The organism is Parafrankia sp. EUN1f, assembly GCF_000177675.1.
GTDB lineage: Bacteria > Actinomycetota > Actinomycetes > Frankiales > Frankiaceae > Parafrankia.
In genome coordinates this window covers 1-25,478 of the sequence record NZ_ADGX01000075.1, presented here as the reverse complement: position 1 = coordinate 25,478, position 25,478 = coordinate 1, and the positions used below count along the sequence as shown (strand labels likewise).

Annotated in this window: 19 protein-coding genes and 2 riboswitches; of the genes, 1 reads left to right on the top strand and 18 read right to left on the bottom strand. The window is 70.8% G+C overall.

Translation table 11 applies throughout. The features are described 5' to 3' along the window. Window positions 1–126: 126 nt before the first annotated feature. Both FREUN1FDRAFT_RS21760 and FREUN1FDRAFT_RS21755 read right to left on the bottom strand, forming a co-directional pair. Window positions 127–2,631: an ATP-dependent Clp protease ATP-binding subunit gene (locus tag FREUN1FDRAFT_RS21760; protein ID WP_006542346.1), complete on the bottom strand. Its 2,505-nt coding sequence runs from the start codon at window positions 2,629–2,631 to the stop codon at window positions 127–129. Between the two features lie 739 nt (window positions 2,632–3,370). Next, window positions 3,371–4,333, bottom strand: a complete 963-nt coding sequence (locus tag FREUN1FDRAFT_RS21755) for a ferric iron reductase (RefSeq protein WP_157475135.1) — start codon at window positions 4,331–4,333, stop codon at window positions 3,371–3,373. Window positions 4,334–4,887: 554 nt separating this feature from the next. Between FREUN1FDRAFT_RS21755 and FREUN1FDRAFT_RS21750 the strand changes: the two genes are divergently transcribed. Further along, complete coding sequence (locus FREUN1FDRAFT_RS21750; protein WP_006542344.1) at window positions 4,888–5,433, top strand: flavoprotein; 546 nt, start codon at window positions 4,888–4,890, stop codon at window positions 5,431–5,433. 105 nt (window positions 5,434–5,538) lie between these two features. Here the strand turns inward: FREUN1FDRAFT_RS21750 and FREUN1FDRAFT_RS21745 are convergent, their stop codons facing one another. The 16 genes from FREUN1FDRAFT_RS21745 to FREUN1FDRAFT_RS21665 all read right to left on the bottom strand — a co-directional run bounded on the left by FREUN1FDRAFT_RS21745 (window position 5,539) and on the right by FREUN1FDRAFT_RS21665 (window position 24,988). Beyond that, window positions 5,539–6,495, bottom strand: a complete 957-nt coding sequence (locus FREUN1FDRAFT_RS21745; protein WP_006542343.1) for an SGNH/GDSL hydrolase family protein — start codon at window positions 6,493–6,495, stop codon at window positions 5,539–5,541. Window positions 6,496–6,667: 172 nt separating this feature from the next. Beyond that, window positions 6,668–7,429 carry a type III pantothenate kinase gene (locus FREUN1FDRAFT_RS21740; RefSeq protein ID WP_006542342.1) on the bottom strand — a complete coding sequence of 254 codons (762 nt, stop codon included), beginning with the start codon at window positions 7,427–7,429 and terminating at the stop codon, window positions 6,668–6,670. After that, entirely contained in the window at window positions 7,429–8,430 is a 1,002-nt protein-coding gene (nadC, locus tag FREUN1FDRAFT_RS21735; RefSeq protein WP_006542341.1) for a carboxylating nicotinate-nucleotide diphosphorylase, read from the bottom strand. The genes FREUN1FDRAFT_RS21740 and nadC overlap by 1 nt, the downstream gene beginning before the upstream one ends. Next, window positions 8,427–10,238, bottom strand: a complete 1,812-nt coding sequence (locus FREUN1FDRAFT_RS21730; RefSeq protein ID WP_006542340.1) for an L-aspartate oxidase — start codon at window positions 10,236–10,238, stop codon at window positions 8,427–8,429. Before FREUN1FDRAFT_RS21730 ends, nadC begins: the two co-directional genes overlap by 4 nt. A gap of 4 nt (window positions 10,239–10,242) precedes the next feature. Further along, window positions 10,243–10,731, bottom strand: coding sequence for an aspartate 1-decarboxylase (panD, locus tag FREUN1FDRAFT_RS21725; RefSeq protein ID WP_006542339.1), 489 nt, complete (start codon window positions 10,729–10,731; stop codon window positions 10,243–10,245). Between the two features lie 3 nt (window positions 10,732–10,734). Then, complete coding sequence (gene panC / locus FREUN1FDRAFT_RS21720; RefSeq protein ID WP_006542338.1) at window positions 10,735–11,880, bottom strand: pantoate--beta-alanine ligase; 1,146 nt, start codon at window positions 11,878–11,880, stop codon at window positions 10,735–10,737. Between the two features lie 229 nt (window positions 11,881–12,109). Beyond that, entirely contained in the window at window positions 12,110–14,560 is a 2,451-nt protein-coding gene (locus FREUN1FDRAFT_RS21715) for an MMPL family transporter (protein ID WP_006542337.1), read from the bottom strand. A 165-nt stretch (window positions 14,561–14,725) separates the two neighbouring features. Beyond that, window positions 14,726–15,637 (bottom strand): phosphoribosylaminoimidazolesuccinocarboxamide synthase, encoded by a 912-nt coding sequence (locus tag FREUN1FDRAFT_RS21710; RefSeq protein WP_006542336.1) that lies wholly within the window; start codon window positions 15,635–15,637, stop codon window positions 14,726–14,728. Window positions 15,638–15,685: 48 nt separating this feature from the next. Next, on the bottom strand, window positions 15,686–16,993 hold the full coding sequence (purB, locus tag FREUN1FDRAFT_RS21705; RefSeq protein ID WP_006542335.1) for an adenylosuccinate lyase: 1,308 nt from the start codon (window positions 16,991–16,993) through the stop codon (window positions 15,686–15,688). Next, a complete protein-coding gene (purE, locus tag FREUN1FDRAFT_RS21700) occupies window positions 16,990–17,538 on the bottom strand; it encodes a 5-(carboxyamino)imidazole ribonucleotide mutase (protein WP_050795969.1) in 549 nt (182 codons plus the stop codon). Before purE ends, purB begins: the two co-directional genes overlap by 4 nt. A gap of 11 nt (window positions 17,539–17,549) precedes the next feature. After that, entirely contained in the window at window positions 17,550–18,815 is a 1,266-nt protein-coding gene (gene purD / locus FREUN1FDRAFT_RS21695) for a phosphoribosylamine--glycine ligase (RefSeq protein WP_006542333.1), read from the bottom strand. Between the two features lie 88 nt (window positions 18,816–18,903). Next, window positions 18,904–19,914: a hypothetical protein gene (locus FREUN1FDRAFT_RS21690; RefSeq protein WP_006542332.1), complete on the bottom strand. Its 1,011-nt coding sequence runs from the start codon at window positions 19,912–19,914 to the stop codon at window positions 18,904–18,906. Between the two features lie 145 nt (window positions 19,915–20,059). After that, entirely contained in the window at window positions 20,060–21,343 is a 1,284-nt protein-coding gene (locus FREUN1FDRAFT_RS21685; protein WP_006542331.1) for an adenylosuccinate synthase, read from the bottom strand. A gap of 88 nt (window positions 21,344–21,431) precedes the next feature. After that, on the bottom strand, window positions 21,432–21,860 hold the full coding sequence (locus FREUN1FDRAFT_RS21680) for a DUF3151 domain-containing protein (RefSeq protein WP_006542330.1): 429 nt from the start codon (window positions 21,858–21,860) through the stop codon (window positions 21,432–21,434). A 135-nt stretch (window positions 21,861–21,995) separates the two neighbouring features. Next, on the bottom strand, window positions 21,996–22,739 hold the full coding sequence (locus tag FREUN1FDRAFT_RS21675) for a transglycosylase family protein (RefSeq protein ID WP_006542329.1): 744 nt from the start codon (window positions 22,737–22,739) through the stop codon (window positions 21,996–21,998). 1 nt (window position 22,740) lies between these two features. Next, window positions 22,741–22,979: riboswitch (cyclic di-AMP (ydaO/yuaA leader) on the bottom strand. A 1,322-nt stretch (window positions 22,980–24,301) separates the two neighbouring features. Then, on the bottom strand, window positions 24,302–24,988 hold the full coding sequence (locus FREUN1FDRAFT_RS21665) for a transglycosylase family protein (RefSeq protein WP_006542327.1): 687 nt from the start codon (window positions 24,986–24,988) through the stop codon (window positions 24,302–24,304). 5 nt (window positions 24,989–24,993) lie between these two features. Continuing rightward, window positions 24,994–25,240, bottom strand: a riboswitch (cyclic di-AMP (ydaO/yuaA leader). Between the last annotated feature and the right edge of the window lie 238 nt (window positions 25,241–25,478).

Below are 25,478 nucleotides of genomic sequence, written 5' to 3'. Positions count from 1 at the left end.
TGCGGTGAACATGCCGAAGGGCGGTTACGCGTGACGCGCAACCGCCCTTCGAACAGGTCTGGCGGTGGTGTGCGCCGGCCAGTGTGACCGCCGGCCGGAACCATCGGTCACACTACCGACACAGTGTCACTCGCTGGACTTGGCCAGGTCGATCGGCGGGGCGTCCGGCACCGAGTTCGGCTTCGGCTCGCCGCGGAAGACGAACTTCGCCTCCTCGCCTTCGCCCTCGACGTCGCCGACGACGATCTCGCCGGGACGCAGCGTCCCGTAGAGGATCTTCTCGGACAGGACGTCCTCGATCTCCCGCTGGATCGTCCGGCGCAGCGGCCGGGCGCCCAGCACCGGGTCGTAACCGCGCTTGGCGAGCAGGACCTTGGCGGCGGGAGTGAGCTCCAGCGCCATGTCCTTGTTCTTCAGCTGCGAGTCGACCCGGGCCAGCATGAGGTCGACGATCTGGATGATCTCGACCTCGGAGAGCTGGTGGAAGACGATGATGTCGTCGATCCGGTTCAGGAACTCAGGCCGGAAGTGCTGCTTGAGCTCGTCCTGGACCTTGGCCTTCATCCGCTCGTAGTCGATCGCGCCCTGACCGGTCGCGAAGCCGATGCCGGGGCCCTTGGAGATGTCCCGGGTGCCCAGGTTCGACGTCATGATCAGGACGGTGTTCTTGAAGTCGACCAGCCGGCCCTGGGAGTCGGTCAGGCGACCGTCCTCCAGGATCTGCAGGAGCGTGTTGAAGACGTCCGGGTGGGCCTTCTCGACCTCGTCGAAGAGGACCACGGAGAACGGCTTGCGCCGGACCCGCTCGGTGAGCTGGCCACCCTCCTCGTACCCGACGTAGCCGGGCGGGGAGCCCACCAGCCGCGAGACGGTGTGCTTCTCCATGTACTCGGACATGTCGAGCTGGATCAGCGCGTCCTCGTCGCCGAAGAGGAACTCCGCCAGCGTCTTCGAGAGCTCGGTCTTACCGACACCGGACGGGCCGGCGAAGATGAACGAGCCACCGGGGCGCTTCGGGTCCTTCAGGCCGGCGCGGGTACGCCGGATCGCCTGCGAGACGGCCTTGATCGCCTGCTCCTGGCCGATGACGCGCTTGTGCAGCTCGTCTTCCATGCGCAGGAGGCGGGCGGTCTCCTCCTCGGTGAGCTTGAAGACCGGGATGCCGGTCCAGATCGCGAGGACCTCCGCGATCTCCTCGTCGCCGACCTCGGCGACGACGTCCATGTCGCCGGCCTTCCACTCCTTCTCCCGCTTGGCCTTCTCGGCCAGCAGGGTCTTCTCCTTGTCGCGCAGCGACGCGGCCTTCTCGAAGTCCTGCGCGTCGATCGCGGACTCCTTGTCCCGGCGGACGTTCGCGATGCGCTCGTCGAACTCGCGCAGGTCCGGCGGAGCGGTCATCCGGCGGATGCGCATCCGGGACCCGGCCTCGTCGATCAGGTCGATCGCCTTGTCCGGCAGGAACCGGTCGGAGATGTAGCGGTCGGCCAGGGAGGCCGCGGCCACGAGGGCGGCGTCGGTGATCGAGACGCGGTGGTGCGCCTCGTACCGGTCGCGCAGGCCCTTGAGAATCTCGATGGTGTGCGCCACCGACGGCTCCGCGACCTGGATGGGCTGGAAGCGCCGCTCCAGGGCGGCGTCCTTCTCCAGGTGCTTGCGGTACTCGTCCAGGGTGGTCGCGCCGATCGTCTGCAGCTCGCCGCGCGCCAGCATCGGCTTGAGGATGGAGGCGGCGTCGATCGCGCCCTCGGCGGCACCCGCGCCGACGAGCGTGTGGAGCTCGTCGATGAACAGGATGATGTCGCCGCGGGTGCGGATCTCCTTGAGGACCTTCTTCAGCCGCTCCTCGAAGTCACCGCGGTAGCGGGACCCGGCGACTAGAGCGCCGAGGTCGAGGGTGTAGAGCTGCTTGTCCTTCAGGGTCTCGGGCACCTCGCCCTTGACGATCGCCTGCGCCAGCCCCTCGACGACGGCCGTCTTGCCGACGCCGGGCTCGCCGATGAGGACCGGGTTGTTCTTCGTCCGGCGCGACAGCACCTGCATGACGCGCTCGATCTCCTTCTCGCGCCCGATGACCGGGTCGAGCTTGGACTCACGAGCGGCCGCGGTGAGGTTGCGGCCGAACTGGTCGAGGACCAGCGAGGTCGACGGCGTGCCCTCGGCCGGGGCGCCGGCGGTGGCCGGGTCGCCCTTGCCCTGGTAGCCGGACAGGAGCTGGATGACCTGCTGGCGGACCCGGTTGAGGTCCGCGCCGAGCTTGACCAGCACCTGGGCGGCGACACCCTCGCCCTCACGGATGAGGCCGAGCAGGATGTGCTCGGTGCCGATGTAGTTGTGGCCGAGTTGCAGAGCCTCGCGCAGGGACAGCTCAAGGACCTTCTTGGCCCGGGGCGTGAACGGGATGTGCCCGCTCGGCGCCTGCTGACCCTGACCGATGATCTCTTCGACCTGCGACCGCACACCCTCGAGCGAGATCCCGAGCGACTCGAGGGCCTTAGCAGCGACGCCCTCGCCCTCGTGGATCAGGCCGAGCAGGATGTGCTCGGTCCCGATGTAGTTGTGGTTGAGCATCCTGGCTTCTTCCTGAGCCAGGACGACGACCCGACGTGCCCGGTCGGTGAACCTCTCGAACATGTGCGCTCCTTCGAGCTGCGACCGACCACACGACAGCCGGTATCCGCATGCTAGCTCCGCCGAGGCATGTCCTCACGCATCGAACAGAAACCTACCCGCCGGAACCGCCCTCTTCGTCGGGGACGGCGCTGCGGCCGGATCGCCGGCCTACCAGCGGAGACGTTCATGGCAACCGTGGCCGACCAGGCATGATTCCGTCACGTGGTTCCGCCAAGAGCGGAACGACATGTCTACCCCGACAACCTCGGTGTGGGGCTCGATGGCGGGCGATGATGATCAGATTCACGCTCGGAGCCGCGATGCTCCGTGCTGGCGGTGGGAGCGGTTCGGACCGCGACCAACCGTCACCGGCCCAAGCCGGCACTACCGACGGTAACGTATGCGCCTGGGTCGAGGGTGTGATACGGATCACATTTGGCCGAATGTGGTCGCCAGGTTCCCTTCCGGCGTTGATTGTCGTGCCACCTTCTGTGACATCGCCGACCGCGGCCCACGCCGGTCGTGCACGCCCCGTAGGCAGGCGGGGGGCTTGGGCCCTCGTCGACGTCCTGTCACGGCTGGCCTCAGCTCATCGCGATCACCTCATAACTGGCCTGGCTGCTGCTCGCGGTGACTGAGCCTTTTCCGTCGTCGACTCGGACTCGCGGCTTGGCTGGCCAGGGCCGTGAGACGGAGAAGGCTCACCGCTCCTGCTTGTGCGGCCTTCCTTCCACTGTTCCCCTGCCCTGCGACGGGCGTCTCAGACGGCCAGACCGCCGGGTCCCTGGGCGTCGATCCACTCCCGCAGCCGATGCTCACGCTCGTCCGTCGCCACGAACGGGCAGGCGGTGCAGAACTCCTCGGTCAGCCGATGCGCCAGGCAGCATGATCCGCGGCGCATACCCGTGTAGGTCCGACCGTGGTGGACGAACTGCTGCCACGTCGGCCGGGCCCGCAGGGTCGGCGCCGCGTCGGCGAAGAAGGCGTCCGCCTCCAGGCGCCCGATGTGCGGATCACCACTCACCCGTTCGGTGAGCAGAAACGCCCGCCCGCACTGGGACGCCACCGCTCCCCACAGGGCCGCGAGCCCGAGCCGCGCGCGTGACCGGAGGCTGTTGATCATCGGTTCCAGGTGGCCGATGATCTGGCCGACAAGCTGCGCACGCAGGGCGTCGACGTCCGCCGCGACCATCGTCACCTCGATCGGGTCGGTGCCGCCGAGGTCGACGCTCACCTTCGCGTCGAGCAGGTCGAGGTGATCGGCAAGCGCCGGATCGGAGCGCAGCAGCGCCAGCCGCGGGCGGTGGAATGCCGTGCTGTCGCACCATCCGCCCTCGTGGCAGTGCACCGAGATCCCGGCGGGGGCAAGGTCCGGCACCCGCCGGGCCAGGACGAACATCGCGATGGCCGGGCCGACGATGGTGGCGGCGTACCACGCGGTGAAGTAGCTGACGGCGACCTCCGCCGTCGCCTGGTTGTGATCGCGAACGACGGCGAGGGCCTCGTCGAGCTTCGCGGGATCGTGCAGCTCGTCGGCCCGGATCCAGCCGTCCGGCGACGGTGGCGGGCCGGCGATCGCCCGGCGGTGGTCCAGCGCCGCCCGCACCGTGCACAGGGTGGTTTCGAGGCCGGTCAGGTTGGTGGCACGGACCGCCAGGTCGACCGGCAGGCGAGAGGTACCCGTGGAGAGGTGCTGCGGGTGGCGGGGCGGCGCGTGAGACATGGTGTTAGGTAAGCCTAACTTCAACTCGACAGTCAACTCGGCGTCGCCCACCTGTCGCGGTCGCTCCAGGTGTCCTGGTTGCTGGCAGCCCGCTGACCTGTGGATTCACCGGTCGCGGGCCGATTTGTTGGAAATGGTCACAACCTGCCCAGGGGTCCGGCTTCTGGCCCTGACCCCCTGGTGGAGTCGGTTGCCCGACAGCCGGCGACAGTGATCGATATGGGCGGCGACTCCGGGAACCGAGTGTCCCGGTGTTGACTCCACATCCCGAGATCAAGAAGTGAGGCTAACCTTATCTTGAGACGGCTCGTGGTGCAGCGCAGCCGATGCGTGACAGTCGCGGGCGCAAGACTTCTTCCTGCGAACGAGTCGCTGCGGTCCAGGTTGTGGTGGTTCCAGGCGGCGCTGACGGGCGCATTCCACCTTCTTCCCGGTCTGCTCCGCCCCCCGGTTCGCCGTGGCCGGCGTGTCGCGAACCAGTCGCCGATGTCGGCCTGGCCGTCGGGACGTCGATTCGACCCCGCCCTGGTCGCTGACAGTCCAGACTTGTATCCATGACGTCACCACAGCGTGTGCTCTACCACGTCGTCTGCGCGGCACCGCCCGCGCTCGCCGCCGCCGAGTTCGTGGCGCAGGCCCAGCAGGACGGGTGGGACGTGTGCGTCGTGACGACGTCGCGTGCCGCGGTATGGCTGGACCTGCCGGCGCTGGCCGCGGTCAGTGGGCATCCCGTCCGGACCGACTACAAGCTGCCGGGGCAGCCGGACGTGCTTCCACCACCGACCGCCTTCGCCGTCGTCCCGGCGACCTTCAACACGATCAACAAGTGGGCCGCCGGTATCGCGGACACGCTCGTCCTGGGTCTGCTGACCGAGGCACTGGGGCTCGGCCTGCCGGCCGTCGTCGCACCCTGCCTCACCGCCGCGCAGGCGGCCCACCCCGCCTATGCGACGTCCTGCCAGACGCTGCGTTCCGCCGGTGTGCGGATGCTGGACCGCTGGACGCCGCAGGACGCCGACCGGGTCTCGGGTGGCTGGGAAGGCGCGGACAGCCAGCGGGTGCTGCTCGAGCTCGGACGACACCCGCACCTGGTGCGTTGACGTCGCCGCTGGTCTGTCAGCTGCTGTCCAGCCAACGGCTGGACAGTCAGTGGCTGTCCGATCAAGCCGCCGTCCGATCGGCCGACTGACCGGCCGACTGATCGGTCAGCGTTTGTCGACGAGGGCGTCGTGGATCGTCCGGGCCAGCGCCTGCTGCCCCTCCTGGGTGGGGTGAGCGCTCAGGTCTCGGTCCGCGCTGAGAAGGCCCACCCGGTTGACCCACGAGTCCTTGGTGCACATCTCGTGGTCGCGCAGGGATCTGCTGGTGGAGATGAACTCGACGCCGGCATCCTTGGCGGCCCGACGAATCGTCCGATTGAGAGTGTTGTTCAGGCCGACGAGCTGCCTGCGCTCGCTGCTGTCGAGCCAGCGGCAGGTGTTGTTTCGCTGGGATCGAGGGAAGATGTCGGGATATCCGACGACGACGATCCGCGAGTTCGGCGCCGCTGCCTTCACTTCCTTGTAGGTGGTGACGAGAATTCCCGGAAGCTCGTCCTGCAGGTAGTCCCGCCGCCGCCGGTCGTTACCGTCCCAGAAGCACTTCCAGAGCACACAGCTCATGATGACCCGGCCGAATCCGGCGTCATTGCCGCCGATCGTGATCGTCACCACGTTCGGGGCCTTCGGCAGCGCGCGCAACTGGTCGAGCTGGGAGGGGTTGCCCCGCTGGGACGTGGTGATCTCCTTCGTCGTCGCGCCACCGCAGGCGGCGTGCAGCACTGTGGTGATCGGCGGGTCAAGAGTGGCGAGCAGCCGTGGCCAGGCACCGGTGCTACGGCGGCAGCTGCCCGCGTCGGCAAGGAACGGAGGCGAGCCCTCGCCGGAGGAGTAGGAGTCGCCAAGCGCGGCGATCGTGAGCGCGCCCGTCGTGGTGGGCTGCGCGCCGGCCGTCGCGGCCGGCACCGCGGTGAGGAGGATCAGTGTGCTTGACGCGAGGAATGCGGCCCAGGTGAACGGCGAGCGCCGGACGAACGGGCCGGTCGGGAGAGATCGGGACGGCCCGGATGCACGTTGCCCGCGTGGACCAGGGATTCGTGAGACCGCCCACGTTCTGCGCCGCATGGAGAGAGGCTAACCCGCGCCCGTGACCGGCGGAGGAATTCCGACCCGCTGCGCGCCCGACACGCCGGAGAACCGACCGAAACCGCCCTCGGCGATGCATAAGCGCACCGCGGTGAAAGCGTGAACCGCGCGGTTCTCCGGTCACCGAACCGCGCGGTGAGACGGCGCGGCGTCAGCGTGTCTCCGCATTCTTCTCGAAGACAAGCCTAAGGCCGATCAGGGTCAGATGCGGCTCATGGTTGTCGAGGGTTTCGCTCTCCTTGAGCACCAGCGAGGCCAGCCCGCCGGTGGCGATCGCGGTCGCCGGGGCGCCCAGCTCGGCGCGGATGCGCCGGACCAGCGCGTCGACCTGCCCGGCCGCCCCGTAGATCATGCCCGACTGGAGTGCCTCGACCGTGCTCTTACCGATCACCGAACGTGGCGTCGTGAGCTCGACCTTGCGGAGCTGGGCGGCCCGCGAGGCGAGTGAGTCCAGGGCGATCTCGATGCCGGGCGCGAGCGCGCCACCCAGGAACTCGCCGCGTTCCGAAACGACGTCGAGGTTGGTGGACGTCCCGAAGTCGACCACGATCGCCGGTCCGCCGTAGAGGTGGTGCGCGGCCAGTGTGTTCATGATCCGGTCGGCCCCCGCCTCCTTCGGGTTGTCGATGAGGATCGGCACCCCGGTGCGGGTGCCCGGCTCGACCACGACGGTCGGGATGCCCCGGTAGGTGCGGCTCACCATCCGGCGGATCTCGCGCAGCGCCGCCGGAACCGTCGAGCACACGGAGACACCGTCGATCTGGTGGCTGCCGAGCAGGCCGGTGTAAAGGAGCCCCATCTCGTCCGCGGTGGCATGGGGATCGGTGCGGATCCGCCAGGAGTTGGCGAGCTGGGCGCCGTCGAACACGCCCAGGACGGTGTTGGTGTTTCCAACGTCGATCGTCAGCAGCATCAGCCGGCCACCGCAAGGTCGAAGCCGAGGTCGAGGGCGGGCGCCGAGTGGGTGAGACCACCGACGGCCAGGTAGTTCACGCCGGTCGAGGCGACCGCGGCGGCGACGTCCAGGGTCAGCCCGCCACTTGCCTCCAGCAGGACGCCCGCGGGCCGGGCGATGGCCACCGACGCACGAAGATCGTCCAGTGACATGTTGTCGCAGAGGATCAGGTCGGCCCCGGCGCCCACTGCCTCGGACACCTGCTCCACGGTGTCGCACTCCACCTCGACGGCCAGGTGCGGGAAGCGGGCGCGCACGGCCGCGAAGGCCGCCGCCACCCCGCCGGCCGCGATCACATGGTTGTCCTTGACCAGCGCGGCGTCGGTCAGCGACATCCGGTGGTTGCTGCCGCCGCCGCAGCGCACCGCGTACTTCTCCAAAGCCCGCAGGCCCGGGAGCGTCTTGCGGGTGTCCCGCACGACCGCGCCCGTGCCGGCGACCGCGTCCACCCATCGCCGGGTCGCCGTGGCCACGCCGGAGAGATGGCAGAGCAGGTTCAGCGCCGTTCGCTCGGCGGTGAGAAGACCACGCACCGGCCCACTGACCTGCAGCACCGCCGTGCCCGGGGCCACCCGGTCACCATCGGCGATCACCGGCGTCACGGTGACGGCCGGACCGAGAAGGAGCTCGAACACCGCGGCGGCGACCGGCACCCCCGCGACCACGCCGTCGGCGCGGGACACCACCGAGCCATGGCTCGTCAGCGCCGCATCCACGGTCGCGGCCGACGTGGCATCCTCGCCGTCGGGCCCCGGAAGGTCCTCGTTCAGTGCTCGGCGGATCACGTCGAAGACCACCGACTCGGCCAGCCCGGTGGACCTCAGGGCAGTCAGGACGGGAGCCGAGATCTGAGCGGCCGTCGTCTCGGTCGTCGTCTCGGTCGTCGTCTCAGTCGTTGTCTCGGTTGTGGTCCTGGTCGTCGTCGACGGCTCCGCCGGCGCGACGCGGGTGGGGCTCATGCCGACCGGAGCCGGGACGAAGCGGGAGCAGCGGCGGAGTCCGATGTCGGTCGGCTCTGCCGGGCCCACGGTGAGACAGACGTGGCCGAGCCGGCTTCGGCTGGCCGCGGCGGTGCCTCGTACGTCAAGATCAGCTCCCCTTCCGGGTCCAGCCTGGTCAGCACGTGTCCGCTCCAGTGCTCGTCATCGCGGTCGGCGAAATCCTCCCGCCAGTGACAGCCCCGGGTCTCGGTGCGCATCTGGGCCGCGGCGACCAGCGCGGTCGCCACCATTCGCAGGTTGGTCATCTCCCAGGCCGCCGGGCCGGCGGTGACCGTGGCCCCGCTGACCCGAAGATCGCCGAGGCCGGCCAGCATCTTTCCCGTCGCCCGCAGACTCTCGGCGCTGCGCAGCACGCCCGCGCCATCCGTCATGGCCCGGGTCAGGTCGCCGCGTTCGGTCGGGTCCGTCAGACCGCGGCCACGCGCGCCCGCCGGAACACCGATCACGGCGGCGGCACCGGCGAGCGGTGAAGCAGCCGGCTCCTGGGATCCGTCCCAGCTCGATGTGTCCTGTTCGGAGATGTGCTGGGCGATGCGCGCCGCGAAGACCAGGCCCTCCAGCAGGCTGTTCGACGCCAGCCGGTTGGCGCCGTGCACTCCGGTGCAGGCGACCTCCCCGCAGGCGTACAGCCCGGGAACGCTGGTCCGCCCCCACAGGTCGGTGCGGACCCCGCCGCTGGCGAAGTGCGCCGTCGGAGCGACCGGGATCGGTGCCGTCACCGGGTCGACCCCGGCCTCCCGGCAGCGCGCGGTGATCGTGGGGAACCGGCGCAGCAGGGTCTGGGTGCCCAGGTGCCGGGCGTCCAGATAGAGGTGGTCCACCCCCTGCTCCGCCATCACCCGCGACATCTGCTTCGCGACGACGTCCCGGGGCGCGAGGTCGGCCAGCGGGTGCACGTCGCGCATCACCCGCCGGCCGGCGGCGTCCACCAGCAGCGCGCCCTCGCCGCGCAGAGCCTCGCTGACCAGCGGCTGCTGACCGGCCTCGGGGGAGGGCAGCCACAGCGCGGTCGGATGGAACTGGACGAACTCCAGGTCCGTCACGACTGCACCGGCCCGCAGGGCGAGCGCGACGCCGTCACCGGTCGAGACCGCGGGGTTGGTCGTCGACGCGAAGATCTGCCCCATTCCGCCGGTGGCCAGAACGATCGCCCGGGCTGTCACGGCGCCGACGCCATCCTGGCTGCCCGCCCCGAGGACGTGCAGCGTCGCACCGACCGCCCGGCCCGCCTGATCCATCAGCAGATCCAGGACGAGGGCGTTCTCCAGCACCTCGACGGCCGGGTCGGCGCGCACCGCGGCGATCAGTGCCCGCTCGACCTCCAGCCCGGTGGCGTCGCCGCCGGCATGTGCGATCCGGTCGCGCAGGTGGCCACCCTCGCGGGTGAGCGAGAAGTCGCCGCCAGGGTCCCGGTCGAACCGGGCACCGAGTGCCGCGAGCTCACGTACCCGGGCCGGACCTTCGGTGACCAGGACCTCGACCGCCGCCGGGTCGCACAGGCCGACGCCGGCGACGAGGGTGTCGCGCAGGTGCTCGGCAGGGGAGTCCTCGGCGCTCAGGGCCGCGGCGATCCCGCCCTGTGCCCAGCGGGTCGAACCGGCGTCCAGCAGGGCCTTGGTGACGAGGAGGACCCGGCGGTCCGGGCTGGCCGCCCGGGTGCGCAGCACCGTGGTGAGACCCGCGATACCGGATCCGATGACCACGACGTCCGCGTCCCGGCTCCAGCCCGGACGCGGTGCGCCGAGTCGGTGTGGGAGAACTGGCACCGCGCTACGCCCTCCCCTGCCCGGCGCCCACGATGTCACCAGAGCCCAGGACAGCGCCGGAGCCCAGGACGCCACCGGCCGCCAGGATGTCGCCCCGCAGGCTGGACGGGTCGCCGGGGAGTGCCTCCGCCGGGTCGCCGCCGCGGCCGATGATGCGGTTCTGCGCGTCGAGGAAGAGGACCTTGGGGGTGTATCGCCGCGCCTCGGCGTCGTCCATGATCCCGTACGAGATGATGATGACGAGATCGCCGGGATGCACCAGGCGGGCCGCCGCCCCGTTGATCCCGATGACACCGCTGCCCGCCGGGCCGGTGATCGCGTAGGTCTCCAGGCGCGCGCCGTTGTTGATGTCGACGATCGTCACCTGCTCGCCGGGAAGCAGGTCGGCGGCTTCCATCAGGTCGGCGTCGATCGTGACGGAGCCGACGTAGTGCAGGTCGGCCTGCGTCACCGTCGCCCGGTGGATCTTGGAGGTGAGCATGGTTCGAAACACCGGTCAGACCCCCTGGTAACCGTTGCCGTCGGCTGCGCAGACCGCGGCCGGCTGCCGGCCGGCGGACTGCCGCGCGGATCGTGCGGCCGGGTCGGCCAGCACGAGGTCGATGTTGTCGATGAGCCGGGTGGTCCCGACCCGGGCCGCGACCAGCAGCAGTGCAGGTCCGGTGGAGACCGGCCCGAGGTCGGACCGGCTGGCAAGGGTCAGGTAGTCGACGTCCACACCGGGCTCGGAGGCGAGCTCCGCCCGGGCCGCGGTGAGCACGGCGTCGGCGCCATCGGTGGCCCGGGCGGCACCGGCGGCCAGTGCTCGGGAGAGAGCCAGCGCGCTGCGCCGCTGGTCGGCGTCGAGGTAGGCGTTGCGGCTCGAAAGGGCGAGCCCGTCGGTGTCACGCACCGTCGGCACGCCGACGATCTCCAGCGGGAACGCCAGGTCGTCGACCATGCGGCGGATGCAGACCAGCTGCTGGGCGTCCTTGCGGCCGAAGAACGCCACATCCGGCCGGACAAGGTGGAACATGGTCCCCACCAGGGTGAGCATCCCGTCGAAGTGGCCTGGCCGGGACGCTCCCTCCAGGACGTCGCCCAGTGGCCCGGCACTCAGGGTGACCAGCGGAGCCGGGTCGTGCACCACGCTCGGCGCGTAGACGATGTCGGCCCCCTCGCTGGCGCAGACGTCCAGGTCGGCGGCGAAGGTGCGGGGGTAGCGGTCGAGGTCCTCGCCGGGCCCGAACTGCAACGGATTGACGAAGATCGTGACCACGACCTGGTCGGTGCGCCGCCGGGCCTCCCTGATCAGGGCGGCGTGACCGCGGTGCAGCGCACCCATGGTCATGACGACACCGCGGACACCTCGGGCGGGTGCCGCCTCCCGCGCCTCCCGCGACTGGGGAGTCGAGGCTGCGGGGGCCTGGCCCGTCGGGGCCGGGTCCGTGGGGGTGTGGTCGGGGGGTGTCTGGTCCGCGGATGCCGCGGCGGTCTGCTCCCTGCGGACGACCGGCTGGGCCAGTGCCGCGGCGAGCTCGGCGCGGGTGCGGACGACGACGGGCCGGGCGGTGCCGCGTGATGCGGCCGGTGCCGGGCTCGCGGTGCCGGCTGGTGCCGGGCGCGGGGGGATGGGCATCTGAGCAGGCATGAGTACAGGCATTCGGATTCGTTCCAGTCCTCGGGTGGGGTACCGGACGTCGCGGACACTGTAGCTCGCCCGCAACGTCCCCTGAACCCATCTGTGACCTGGCTGTCTTTCCCTATCGCCCGATCAGGGGACAGCAACGGCGAGCCGCCGCCCGGGGAGATCTCGGGCGGCGGCTCGCGGTCTGTCACGTCTGTTGCGGACGTCCGTTCGCTGTGCCTGCTCGCCTGCCGGCCAGCGGTGCCTACTCGCCGATCGCGGCCGGCGGGATCTGGCTGGCGAGCCGCGGGTGGGTGCCCGCCGCGGTGGCGTCCGTTGTGGCCTCCCGGCTCGTCGACGGTCTCGGAACGGACACCCCGACGGCGGTGACCGCCGGGCGGCGCCAGGCGCGTTCGCCGATCAGCGTGAGGACGGCGGGCATCAGGATCACCCGGATCACCGTCGCGTCGAGCAGGATCGCGGCGCCCAGACCGATCCCGAGCTGCTTCATGCTCACCTGCGACAGCGTCGCGAACACGCTGAACACGGCGACCATGATCACGGCGGCGCTGGTGACCACGCCGGCGCTGCTCCGGACGCCGGCCAGCACCGCCTCGCGCATCGGAAGCCCGGCGCTGTATGCCTCCCGGACCCGGCTGAGCACGAAGACCTGGTAGTCCATCGACAGTCCGAACAGGATCACGAACAGCATCAGGGGCAGCCAGTTCGTGATGGTGCCGGTGGAGGTGTAGCCGAGCAGGCCGTCCGCCCAGTGGTGCTGGAACACGACCACGAGCAGGCCGTATGCCGAGGCGACCGAGAGCAGGTTCAGCGCCACGGCCGCCGCGGCCACGAGCGGGCTGCGGAAGGCCGCCAGCAGCAGCAGAAACGCCAGGACCAGGACGAAGCCGATCACCAGCGGGGTCCGCCCGTTGAGCTGCCGGTTGAAGTCGACCGAACCCGCGGTCCGACCGGTGACGTCGGCGGATGTCCCGTGGACGGCGCCGACAGTCGCCGGGATCACCGTGTCACGCAGCCTGGCCAGCGCCCGCTGGGACACGTCGTCGGTACCGCTGCCGGCGATCGGGATGGCGATCTTCGCCACCCGGTCGTCGCCACTGATCTCGGTCGTGATCGGCTCGTACATCACTCCGGTGGCGACGGCCTCGCGCCTGAGCCCGGTGATGGCCGCGGCCACCTCGGCCGAGCGCACGTCGTCGGCGGAGACGACCACCACCGCGGCACTCTGCTCGCCGGGGAAGGCCGCCTCGACCCGGTCGTAGGACTGGATGATCGGCAGGTCGTCGGGGAGGTCGTCGATGCCGGGCTCGCTGGTCCGCAGCCCGAACGCCGGCAGGGCGAGCAGGACCAGCAGCCCACCGGTGACGACGGCGACCGGGCCGGGACGGCGCAGCAGGCGCCCCATGATTCCGAGTCGCGCGGGGCCGGTCACGGTCCCGGTGCCGGTCCCGGTGCCGGTCGTGGTGCCGGTCGTGGTGCCGGTCGTGGTGCCGGTCGTGGTGTCGGTGTTGGTGTCGACGGAGGCGGCGTGAGCCGGGGTGCGGTCGGTGACCCGGCGGCGCCCCGGCAGCCGCAGCAGCTCGACCCGGTCACCCAGCCAGGACAGCACCGCGGGCAGGACGGTCAGCGAGCCGAGGACCGCGATCAGGACCACGATCACCGTGCCGCCGGCGACCCCGCTGAACACGTCCAGACCTGTGATCAGGAGGCCCGCCATGGACACGGCGACGGTCAGGCCGGAGACCAGGACCGCGTGCCCCGATGTGTCCGCGGCGATCTCCAGCGCCTGCCGCGGGCTGTGCCCGGCGGCCCGCTCGGCCCGCTCGCGCCGGATGTAGAACAGCGCGTAGTCGACCCCCACGGCCAGGCCGATGAGCAGCATGACCGACGTCGCGGTCTCGTCTGTCGGCAGCAGCCTGCTGCTGAACGCGACCACGCCCAGCGCCGCGACGAAGGCGGTCAGCGCGAGTACGACCGGGATCAGCGCGGCGACCACGGCACCGAAGACCGCGAGCAGAATGCCCAGAGTCAACGGAATCGCGAGCAGCTCGGCCCGCTTGAAGTCCTTGCCGACGGTGTCTCCGAGTGCCTTTTCGGCACTGGCCTCGCCGACCTCCTCGACACGCAGCCCTGGATGCTCCCGGGCAGCGGCGTCCACCGCGGCGAGCACCGGCTCGATCCGGTCGGTGGCGGTGTCGGCGTCGCCGAGGATCTCGAACGTCACCAGAACCGAGCGCCGATCGGGAGAAACGAGGCCGAGGTCGGCCTCGGTCTCGACCCGCGGCAACGTGACCGGCGCCCGCAGGTTCGTCACCGCGCCGGTGGCGAGGACCCGCTCGGCGACGTCATCGATCGCGGCACGGAGCCGCTGGTCGGCGAGGAGCGCCTCCGGGCTGCTCGCCGCGTCCGGCCGTTGGATCAGCACGTTCTCGCTGGCGGGAGTCGTGAAGCCGTGGTCGGCGAGGGTGCGCTGGGCGCGCGCGTCCTCGCCGACGCCGTAGTCGCTGTCGGTCAGCGTGTGAGTGCCGACGAGGGAGCCCAGCACCGTCAGAAGGACAACGCCGAGGAACCATCCCCCGATGGCCAGCCGCCGGTGCCGCACGCTCCACCTGGCCGCCCGGGCGGCCAGGTGGGTGGCAGGCGTGGAACGGGTCGAATAGTGCGACGTCGATGTGATCGGAGGTCTCGTGCGCATGCGAGAACGATCTCGCTGCGCGAGCCTTCGGTCACTGCGGCGGACCGCCGAATCCGGGGTGCGGAGCGCTGGCGGGGGCAGGGTAGGGCTGTCCCCCGGTCGGCGCCTCGGCAGCGCTCCCGCTCAGCGCTCCCGGCCGGCGCTCCCGGCCGGCGCTGCGCCGGCTCAGGCGGTGGACAGATAGTCCTGGAAGGAGATTCCCGTCAGTCGCTCGTACGCCTCGACGTAGCGCGCCCGGGTCGACTCGACGATGTCGGCCGGGAGCTCCGGCGCCGGCGGGTTACGGTCCCACCCGGTGTCGACCAGGTAGTTGCGGATGAACTGCTTGTCGTAGGACGGCTGCGCCCCGCCAGGCGTCCAGGCGTCGGCGGGCCAGAACCGGGACGAGTCGGGGGTGAGCACCTCGTCGGCGAGCCGCAGCACGCCGTCGGTGTCGTGGCCGAACTCGAACTTGGTGTCGGCGAGCAGGATCCCGCGCTCGGCGGCGAGGTCACTGGCCCGGCCGAAGATCTGGAGGGTGAGGTGCTCCAGCTCGGCGGCCAGCTCCTTGCCGACCCGGCCGGCGGCGTCGTCCCGGCTGATGTTCTCGTCGTGCTCGCCGATGGGCGCCTTCGTCGACGGGGTGTAGATCGTCGTGGGCAGCTTGCTGCCGTCCTCCAGCCCGGGCGGGAGCGGATGACCGCTGACCGCGCCGGTGCGGCGGTAGTCCTTCAGCCCGCTGCCGGTCAGGTAGCCACGGGCGACGCATTCGATCTGGACCATGTCCAGCCGCCGGCACAGCATCGAACGGCCGCGGAGCTGCTCCTTATAGGGAGCGAGCTCCGCGGGGTACTCGTCCACGCTGGAGCTGATCACATGGCTGGGCACCAGGTCACGCAGCTGGTCGAACCACCACAACGAAAGCCCGGTGAGTACGGCCCCCTTGTCGGGGATCTCGGTGGGCAGCACGACGTCGAAAGCCGAGATGCGATCGCTCGCGACGAGCAGTACCGCGTCGTCCCCGACGGCGAACAGCTCGCGTACCTTTCCTGAGCCCAGGTGCGTGAGCCCGGCGAACTCCTCATGTGTCAGCGGCATGGTCTGACCGTACCGCCCGGCCAGCGGGCCGGGCGGCCGTCTGGTGGCTCAGACCAGCGCGGCGAGCCGGTCGAAGACGGGGCCGAGCCGTTCGACATAGCGTTCCGGCCGGCTGACCTGGTCGAGGCGGGCCTCGTCGAGGGGCAGCCCGCGGTCGGCCGCGTGCTTGCGCAGCGTCTCGCGGAACGGCACGCCCGTCTGCCAGGTCTCCATCGCGGCGGCCTGGGTGATGGCGTAGGAGTCCTCGCGTGACAGCCCCGTCTCGACCAGTTCCAGCAGCACCGCCGAGGTGTAGACGAGGCCGCCGGTGGCGTCGAGGTTCGCCCGCATCCGAGCCCGGTCGACGACGAGGCCGTCGACGAGCCGGGTGGTCAGGTGCAGCAGGTAGTCCACACCGCAGGCAGCGTCCGGCAGGGCGATGCGCTCGGTCGACGAGTGTGAGATGTCCCGCTCATGCCACAGCGGGACACCCTCCAGCACGGGCACGTACTGGGCCCGCACGATCCGGGCGAGCCCGGCGATGCGCTCGGACATGATCGGGTTCTTCTTGTGCGGCATCGCGGACGAGCCCTTCTGGCCCGACCCGAACGGCTCCGACAGCTCACGGACCTCCGTGCGCTGGCCGTGCCGCACCTCCAGCGCGACCGCCTCGCACACCGTCGCGAGGCCGGCGAGCGCGGCCACCCAGGACGCGATCCCGTCACGCAGGACGACCTGCGTCGCGACCGGCGCCGGGGTCAGCCCCAGCTTGTCCGCGACGTAGCTCTCCACATCGGTGTCGATGTTGGAGTAGGTGCCGACCGCGCCGGAGATCTTCGCGACGCCGACGTCCGCCCGCGCCGCGCGCAGCCGGTCACGGCACCGCGCCATGCCGAACGCCAGATCGGCGACCCGGTGGCCGAACACCGTGGGCTCGCCGTGGATGCCGTGGGTACGCCCGACGCGCAGCGTCTCCCGGTGCGCCAGACCAAGGTCACGCAGGGCGGCGACGAGCCGGTCGGCCCGCGCCAGCAGCAGGTCGGTGGCCTCGACGAGCTGGCAGGCGAGCGCGGTGTCGAGCAGGTCCGACGAGGTCATCCCGAAGTGCACGTAGGCCGCGGCGGAACGTGGCTCGGTGTTGTCCGCCCAGGCAGTGAGGAAGGCGATCACGTCGTGCTGGGTGACCGCCTCGACCTCCGCGACGGCCTCGGGTGTCGGCGCGGGCGCGGCGCGCACCGGGTCCACCGAGTCGGCGGGGATGCGCCCGGCGGCCGCGTGGGCCTCCATCACGAGGACCTCGACCTTGCACCACAGCTCGTACTTGTTGGCCTCGGACCACACCCGGCCCATGTCGGGCAGCGTGTAACGACCGATCATGCGCGCGCCGCCGCGACGTCGGCGAGGGAGTCGGCCGCCGCCTGCTCGAACTCGTCCTTGAACGTCGCCAGCTTCAGCCCCAGGTCAGGGTCGCCGAGCGCGAGGATCTGGATCGCCAGGATCGCCGCGTTCGTCGAGTTGTTGAGCCCCACCGTCGCCACCGGCACGCCGGGCGGCATCTGCGCGATGGCCAGCATCGAGTCCATCCCGTCCAGCGCGCCGCCGGAGATCGGGACGCCGATCACGGGCAGTGTCGTCATCGAGGCGACCGCTCCGGGCAGCGCCGCGGCGAGCCCGGCGCCCGCGATCACGACGGAGATCTCCCGCTCGCGCAGCTGCCCGACGTACTCGGCCAGGGTGCGCGGCGCACGGTGCGCCGAGAGTGAGACCTCCTCGTAGGTGACGCCGAAACGCTCCAGCGTTGCACCGGCCTTACTCATGGTCTGGGTGTCCGACGGAGAGCCGTAGACGATCGCCACCCGCGGCCCAGCCGAGCTGCTACTCGATCCATTGCTCTGCGACGACTTGCCCTGAGACACGCTCACTCCTCTGCTTCCTACCGGTTTCTGCTGGTTCCCGCGTGGGGCATCCGGGACGGGTCCCCGATGTCAGTGCGGTAGTGCGCCCCGTCGAGCGAGATGCGGCTGACCGCTTCGTACGCCGATCCTCGCGCGGACTCGAGGTTGGAGCCGATGGCCGTGACCGAGAGCACCCTGCCACCCGATGCGACGACCTGCCCGCTCTCGTCGCGGCGAGTCCCGGCGTGCAGTACATCGACACCGGTCAGCGCACCCGCGGCGGTAAGACCACGGATCGGGCCACCGAGCCGAGGCGCGGTGGGGTAGCCGGGCGCCGCCACGACGACGGTGATCGCTGCCCCGGAACGCCACGTCGGGCGCACGCGGCCGGACAGCACCGCGGTCAGCGGCGAGTTCAGCAGGGCCAGGATCGCCTGAACCTCGGGGTCACCGAAGCGAACGTTGAATTCGACCACACGAAGGCCACGGGACGTCAGCGCCAGCCCTGCGTAGAGCAGGCCTGTGAACGGGGTCCCGCGCCGTGCCATCTCGTCCACCGTGGGTCGGATCACGGTACGGACCACCTCGTCGACCAGGCCTGCGGGCGCCCAGGGCAGCGGGGTGTATGCGCCCATGCCGCCGGTGTTGGGGCCGGTGTCACCGTCGCCGACCCGCTTGTGGTCCTGAGCGGGCGACAGCGGCACGACGGCACCGGACTCGGTCACGATCGCGAACAGCGAGACCTCGGGCCCGTCGAGGTACTCCTCCAGAACCACCCGGTCGTCGGTGTCACGCAGGCTGGCACGCACGGCCTCGACCGCCACGTCCCGGTCAGTGGTCACCGTGACGCCCTTGCCGGCCGCCAGGCCGTCGTACTTCACGACGTAGGGCGGGCCGAACGTGTCGAGGTCGGCCAGCGCCGAGGAGATCTCGGTGTGATCTCGTGAGTCGGCCGTCGGCACGCCGGCCGCACGCATGATCTCCTTCGCGAAGGCCTTGCTGCCCTCCAGCCGTGCCGCGGCGGCGGACGGCCCGAACACCGGCAGCCCGCGGGCCCGAAGCTCGTCGCCCGCACCCGCCACCAGCGGGACCTCCGGGCCGACGATGGTCAGGTCGGCGTGGACGGCCTCGGCCAGGCTGGCGACCGCGTCCGGATCCTCGACCCGAAGCGGGCGTGGCTCGGCAAGCTCCGCCGTACCAGCGTTTCCAGGGGCGCACACGAGCGCGCCGACCGCCGGATCCCGGGAGAGTGCGCGGCAAAGAGCATGCTCACGCCCACCGGACCCGACAACAAGAACCTTCATCGCTTGGAGGGGGCGAAGGACGCAGGCGCGGAAGTCACGGGGTCCAGGTTAGCGCGCACCTTGATCGTTGAGCCTTCTTCCCGTGGTCTCAGAGGCCGACCCCGGCCTGCCAGAGCATGTGGGCCATGCCGTGCACGAGGTGCAGCGCGCAGCGCCGGGCATCAACCTCGGCCATGGTCGCGACGATGGCCGGAGCGTCGACGGGCCACACGCGGACCTCGCGGCCGAGCACGGTCAGCGGTGCCGGGTCGTCCCGGCCCTCGAAGGTGCGTCCGCCGGGCTCGACGAACAGGTGCAGCGACCGGCCGGGAGCAGGGAAGCTCTCACACCGCCAGTAGAGCAGCGGCCAGGCATGCAGCCGCTCGCGACGCAGCAGCGGCCGCCGGTGATCGCGCGGGGCACCCGCGCCCCGCGCGCCCCGTTCGCCCCGCCGGTCCGCGGACGGAACATCCTCGGCCTCCACCGCGTCCTCACCGTGATCGTCCTCATCGTGACGACCATGACGCCCGCCGCGATCGTGACGATCGCCGTGGTCCTCGTCGAAGCCGGCGCCGGCTCCGGGGATCCGGATCGATCCCGGCCGGCCCGAGCCGGGGACGCCGCTGACGCCGGCGTCCCAGCCGCGGTCCGCCCGGCGCCCGTTCGCGCGCACCGTCACCGGAGGCGTCAGATTCTCCGCCGCGCAGAAAGAGAGGAAGTCCGTGATCTGCGCCTGGACGTGTTCGGCGATCGCCGCCGCCCGTTCCAGACGCAGCGCCTCGGCGCGTTTCGAGCTGCGGATCGCGTGGCTTCCGCGCAGCAGTACATCGGTCAGGGTCTCCGGGAGCGCCTCCCCGGTCGGGGAGAAGCCGACCGGCCAGGTCGCCGGGTCGATTCCGCGTCCAAGCGGATGATCCGGCCGGACCGTCGGCGACCAGCGGGCCGGGCTGGGCTGACGCGGCGCGGTCGCCCTCGTCGTGTCGAGCTCGGTCGACGTCGACGCCGACGCTGGTGCTGGTGCGGTCGCCGACGCGGGCGTCGGCACCGGCTGGGTCGGCCCGCTGTCGCGCGCGTCGGCGCGGTCGTCGTCCCAGGAGGGGTGCGGCGGCAGCCCCGCCATCGTCATCACCCCCGGTCGTCGCCAACTGTGACGACGTCAGCCTGGGCTGTAACTCTGTGTCGCGCAACCCGAGGCCGTTGTCGGCGCGTGGGGGATCACCGCGCCGAATCTGGGCGTCGTGCGCCAACGTGGCGGGCCAGCGTGATCAGAGCAGTTCGTTGATCACCAGGGTCTGTGCCCGGCCGGGACCGACGCCCACAGCCGACACCGGGGCACCGGACATCTCCTCGATCGTCGCCACGTACGCCCGGGCGGCGTCCGGGAGATCGGCGAAGTCCGTCACCCCGGAGATGTCCTCATGCCAGCCGGGGAGCTCTTCGTAGATCGGCTTCGCGTGATGGAAGTCCGTCTGCGTCATCGGCATCTCGTCGGTCCGCTTGCCGTTGATCTCGTAGCCGACGCAGACCGGCACGGTGTCGAAGCCGGAAAGCACGTCGAGCTTTGTCAGGAACAGATCGGTGAGCCCGTTGACCCGTACGGCGTAGCGGGCGATCACCGCGTCGAACCAGCCGGTGCGCCGCGCCCGGCCGGTCGTCACGCCGAACTCGCCGCCGATCCGGCGGAGCTCCTCACCGACCTTGTCGTCGAGCTCGGTGGGGAAGGGCCCCGAACCCACCCGGGTGGTGTACGCCTTGATGATCCCGACGACCCGGCTGATCCTGGTCGGGCCGATCCCCGCCCCGGTCGCCGCGTAGCCGGCCGTCGGGTTGGAGGAGGTCACAAACGGATACGTGCCGTGGTCGACGTCGAGCAGCGTGCCCTGCGAGCCCTCGAGAAGCACGACCTTGCCGTCGCGCAGCGCCGTGTCCAGCAGGAGACCGGTGTCGGCGATGTGTGGCGTCAGCCGCCGCGCGTAGGCCGCGTACTCCTCGACCACCTCGTCGACATCGATCCGGCGCCGGTTGTAGACCTTCGTCAGGACCTGGTTCTTCTCCCGCAGCGCCAGCTCCAGCTTCTGCCTGAAGATGCCCGGGTCGAGCAGGTCCTGGACACGGATCCCGGTGCGGGCGACCTTGTCCCCGTAAGCGGGGCCGATGCCGCGGCCGGTGGTACCGATTCGCGCCTTGCCGAGGTATCGCTCGGTGACGCGGTCGAGCGCCCGGTGGTGCGGCATGATCAGATGCGCGTCCGCGCTGATCAGCAGCCGGGAGACGTCGACCCCCCGGGCCTGCAGCCCGTCCATCTCGGACAGCAGCACGCCCGGGTCGATGACGACACCGTTCCCGATGACCGGGACGCAGTCGGCTCGCAGAACTCCGGAGGGGATCAGGTGCAGAGCGTAGCTTTCCGCACCGATCACCACCGTGTGGCCGGCGTTGTTACCTCCCTGGTACCGAACGACGTAGTCGACGGCGCCGCCCAGGAGGTCGGTCGCCTTTCCTTTTCCCTCGTCGCCCCACTGGGCGCCGATGAGGACTAGAGCAGGCACCGGGCGAGGTTACTAGGGATATCGGCCTGTCGGGACCCGATCGGCCCCGACAGGGAAAAGCTGGCTGCGTTATGCCATCTCATGACTACTATGCGAGGTCGAGCTCACGGAGTGCGACCGGATCACTGTCGGCGAGAAACTCGCGGCACCTGGTCGCCTCCGCGTCCTCGCCGATCTCCGCCGCGGCCCGCGACAGTGCGGCCAGAGCGCGCAGGAAGCCGCGGTTCGGCTCATGAGACCACGGAACGGGCCCGTGGCCCTTCCATCCGGACCGCCGGAGCTGGTCGAGGCCCCGGTGGTAGCCGGTCCGCGCGTAGGCGTAGGCCGCCACCGGCTGACCCGCGCCGAGCGCCTCCTCCGCGAGGATCGCCCAGCCGAGGCAGGCAGCGGGGAAACGGGCCGCGACGGACTCCGCGCCGGCACCCGAGCTCAGCGCCTCCACGACAGCGGCGTCGGATGGAAGCAGCGTTGGCGGCGGACCCGACAGCAGGTTCGGGTTCGCGGGCGGTGTCGTCATGGGCACATCCTGCCCGACCGCCTTCCCGCCCGGCGCCGGGCGGGTCCACCGGCCGGCCGCTGAGCCCGCCGCGGCCCACAGGCCAACCAGGCATGCAACGATCTGCCAGGCTGGCATGAGGCGCCCGGAGACAGGTCAGCTGGTGACGGTGGCGCTCCACAGGTTCTGCCCGACCACGCCGGGCTGCCCGTCGCTGATCCGGGTCAGGTACGAGTAGAGCGCGGCGACGCCCTGGGACTCCTGGCCGAACTTGCCGTCGACCGTCAGCACGAACTTGCGCTCGCGCATCTCGGCCTGCCACACGAACGCGTCGGCGCGTACCTCGTCGCCCATGCCGACGTTCAGCGCTTCACCGCCGAAGCTGGTGCCGACCTGGTTGCGTGCGCGTTCGAGGGTCATGGGCGGCTCGGCCGGTGTGAGGGCCTGCTCGACTGCATCGCCGATGGTGCCCGAGGATGCCGGGGCTGGGCCGTTGCGCGTCAGGCCGAGCTTGTTGCTGCAGGCCGGCCACGGTGACCAGCCACGCGAGTCGTACAGCTTGTAGGCGGCATCGTCCTGCATCGCCGGCGGAGCCTGGTCGGGTCGACCGGGGTAGCCGAGGCCTGTCCAGGTGCGCTGGTCGAACTGGTAGGCGCCGTAGAAGCCGTTGCCCGTGTTGATGGCGTAGTTGCCGCCGGACTCGCACTGGCGCAGCCGGGCGAAATCGTCCGCCGTCGCGGCGCCGGCAGGGGCCGCGGTGACGGCGAGCCCTGTTCCGACCAGGGCCGTTACGGCCCCGGTGGTCCGCAGGACACGGGTGGCGGTGGACGGCGGCTGTGCCGCGCGGTGCCTGCCACCACGACCGGTCGAACGGACGGGATCACGATCATGCGACCGCATCAGGTGTCCTTCCCGTCGCCTGCGGGGTGAGCTGTCGGGTTCGGGCTGGAAGCTGCCCGGTCGGCGTACCAGGACCCGGCCCGTCCTCGCGGACCGGTGTGTCCCGGCTGTATCGGTACGCCGGCTTAACCCCTAGGACGCAACGAATGCGCCCGGATGGTGGGTCCCCCACTCCTGCCCTGTGTCGTCCGCTCCAGTACCGGCCGAGTGGACGGGGGCAGGATTCGGCGTCCGTCCACACGACCTCGCCCCGGGGGGAGGCGAGTGGGCGGAACTGTAGCGAGATCTACCTACATGACGCAAATCCGGCTGGCCAGGGCGGGATCGGAAAGGACCATATCGGAGTCACCCGAACGGGCCAATTGACGGATGGGTGGAGGAGATGGTCATCACACCCCAACCGCGCCACATTACCGTCGCCTCGACATCTCGGACGCACCGGGGGTCCATCGTGCGGCTGGCGCGTCTGCCGGCTCCAGGCCAGGACGGTCCATGACCCGAGGCGGGTCCATGACCGGGGAAGCCCGCCCGGCGGCCCAGGCCTGGGCGCCCGGGGACACGGGGCGGCGCCAGGGCGGGTCGGCGGCGGGCGGTGGATGGCCGGCGACATCGCCGGCCACCGGAAGCTGGAGAGCACCGACGCCACGCCCGCCTACCGGGATCGCCGGCGTGTGGCGGGTACCGATCTGGCCATGACCGGTGCGGTGAGGTGGCGTCGTCGAGGGAGGCCGTTCGGCGTGGCCGTGGAGGGAATGCGCGCCGAACTCGTCCCGCGGGTGATCGAGATGATCGGCGGGAGGGCCGCGACGCCCGGACACCTGCCCCGGGGCCGGTACCGCTCCGGCGGTGGGGCTGTCCGGGTCCTGCGACACGCGGACCGTTGGGGCGCTCCGCGTTGCGTCCCGCGCGCCACGGCCGGGTCAGCGCCGGGCGGGCGGGCCGTCGCACGTCACGGCGACTGGATGAGACGCCTCCCGGGCTTGACGGACCGGGCGGAACGTCCCGTCGGGCGAGGTGCTCGACAACTCAGGTGTGGATCAGGTGTGGAAAACCGTGTTGGGACGGGTGCAGCCACGGTCGGTGGTTCCTGGGGCTCCTGGCATCACCGCGCCCGGCCGGGACGGAGCGGGCGGGTGCGGTGAGCCTCCCCGGCGCGCGTCCGCGCTTTCGGGGCTGGGGCGAGGGAGGGACGAGGATCCGGTCGGACGGCCGTGAAGGCCCGCTCTCAGGGAGCGGGAACGCAGTCGGTGGGCCGACCGTTGTCAGACGAGGACGGCATGCACGTCCCCGAGCGACTTCCGGTTCGCGGCGGGGTCCTTGTCAGCGTTGAGGCTTTCCCATCGTCGGCTCCGGCCTGCGGCATCCCTGGCCGTGCACCGTGAGCGAGGTGGAAAAGGCTCAGTGAATCCGGTCCGGGCGGGGGCATTCCCCGTGCAGCCGGGAGGGTTCGGCTACGGAAGGCAGGTCGCCTTCACGGGGTGCTGGCTGTCGGTGCCGCGCGCTGGGGCCTGCGGATGAGCGGGCAGGCAGGCGACCGAGTGCTCCGCCGGGGCGGGCAGGCGTCAGCCGAAGGTGGCCGCCCAGGTCTGCGGGCCGAGGATGCCATCGACGATGAGGCCGCGCGCCGCCTGGAAGTCCCTGGCCGCGGCCGCGGACTTCGGCCCGTAGCAGCCGTCCACGGCGAGGGAGTAGCCGAGGGAGTTCATCTTTTCCTGCCAGGTCTTGATTTCGTCAGTGACCTGGTTGTGCACCGACGCGGAGTAGTTGCGCGTCAGAGGGGGCACACCCGTGGTGGCGACGGGCTGCGCGACCAGACTGGTGCGCTCGGCCGTCCGGGAGGCCTGGCTGCCGGATCCCGACGACGACGCGCCGGGTAGGAGCTGGTCGTTGCCCATTCCGCTCCCGCACACCGGCCACTGGCCGAATCCGGAACGGAGCGCGAGCTGCAGCGCCGCCTCGTCCTGCAGGGCGGGTGGAGCGGTGTGTGGTAGGCCCGAGTACCCAAGACTGCGCCAGGTCCCGGCGGAGAACTGGTAAGCGCCATAGTAGCCGTTACCGGTGTTCGTTGTGTAGTTGCCGCCGGACTCGCATTGCCGCAGACCTTCCCAGGTCGTTGCGGCGTTCGCCGGTTGGCTGATGGCGATTGTGCCTCCGACCGCCGCGACAAGGACGGGTACGGGGACGAGTGTGCGGGCCCGGCTGCGGGTACTGCTGCGGCGTTGTCGGCCACTGGTACGTGCGTCGGACATGCGTGAGTTTTCCTTCCCCACGCCTGCGAGGTGAGCTGTCGGGTTCGGGCAGGGAACAAGCCCGGCCGCATGTCAGGAACTCCCAAATCCTGTGCCTTCGACAGCAAGGAAGACGGTTCCTCATTGCTGCCAACGGCCCTGCGGCTTCACCCCAAGGCCACCAGGTTCGGTGGCCGGGTATTGGTTCCCCCGCTCCTGCCATCGGGTTTTTGTTTCCGGCGGGTGGGGGCAGGGATTCGGCGTGCACCCGTCGGGTGCCCGGCCTGTCTCCGGGCACGGCGAAGACCATAACCACAACGTCGGGCGAGGCGACAAGGATTGAATGGTCGACGTGAAGAAGAGCACACTCCCGCGCGCCTTCTTGAGATTGGCTGCCGGCCCTGGTATCGCGCGCGCACGCGCGCTCATTAACTTGGCGGGCGTTTCGGGATGGAGGGTTCGGGCCGACTGATCACGCTCGCGAAAGATCGCCGGTATTGCCTGCGCTGCG

Bases quoted from the DNA above. Each gene is read 5' to 3' on its own strand.
- FREUN1FDRAFT_RS21675 (WP_006542329.1), bottom strand. From the start codon at position 22,739: ATGCGGTCGCATGATCGTGATCCCGTCCGTTCGACCGGTCGTGGTGGC.
- FREUN1FDRAFT_RS21665 (WP_006542327.1), bottom strand. From the start codon at position 24,988: ATGTCCGACGCACGTACCAGTGGCCGACAACGCCGCAGCAGTACCCGC.
- FREUN1FDRAFT_RS21710 (WP_006542336.1), bottom strand. From the start codon at position 15,637: ATGCCGCTGACACATGAGGAGTTCGCCGGGCTCACGCACCTGGGCTCA.
- FREUN1FDRAFT_RS21755 (WP_157475135.1), bottom strand. From the start codon at position 4,333: ATGTCTCACGCGCCGCCCCGCCACCCGCAGCACCTCTCCACGGGTACC.
- panC (WP_006542338.1), bottom strand. From the start codon at position 11,880: ATGCCTGTACTCATGCCTGCTCAGATGCCCATCCCCCCGCGCCCGGCA.
- purD (WP_006542333.1), bottom strand. From the start codon at position 18,815: ATGAAGGTTCTTGTTGTCGGGTCCGGTGGGCGTGAGCATGCTCTTTGC.
- purB (WP_006542335.1), bottom strand. From the start codon at position 16,993: ATGATCGGTCGTTACACGCTGCCCGACATGGGCCGGGTGTGGTCCGAG.
- FREUN1FDRAFT_RS21740 (WP_006542342.1), bottom strand. From the start codon at position 7,429: ATGCTGCTGACGATCGACGTTGGAAACACCAACACCGTCCTGGGCGTG.
- FREUN1FDRAFT_RS21690 (WP_006542332.1), bottom strand. From the start codon at position 19,914: ATGGCGGGGCTGCCGCCGCACCCCTCCTGGGACGACGACCGCGCCGAC.
- nadC (WP_006542341.1), bottom strand. From the start codon at position 8,430: ATGAGCCCCACCCGCGTCGCGCCGGCGGAGCCGTCGACGACGACCAGG.
- FREUN1FDRAFT_RS21750 (WP_006542344.1), top strand. From the start codon at position 4,888: ATGACGTCACCACAGCGTGTGCTCTACCACGTCGTCTGCGCGGCACCG.
- FREUN1FDRAFT_RS21745 (WP_006542343.1), bottom strand. From the start codon at position 6,495: ATGCGGCGCAGAACGTGGGCGGTCTCACGAATCCCTGGTCCACGCGGG.
- FREUN1FDRAFT_RS21715 (WP_006542337.1), bottom strand. From the start codon at position 14,560: ATGCGCACGAGACCTCCGATCACATCGACGTCGCACTATTCGACCCGT.
- FREUN1FDRAFT_RS21760 (WP_006542346.1), bottom strand. From the start codon at position 2,631: ATGTTCGAGAGGTTCACCGACCGGGCACGTCGGGTCGTCGTCCTGGCT.
- FREUN1FDRAFT_RS21680 (WP_006542330.1), bottom strand. From the start codon at position 21,860: ATGACGACACCGCCCGCGAACCCGAACCTGCTGTCGGGTCCGCCGCCA.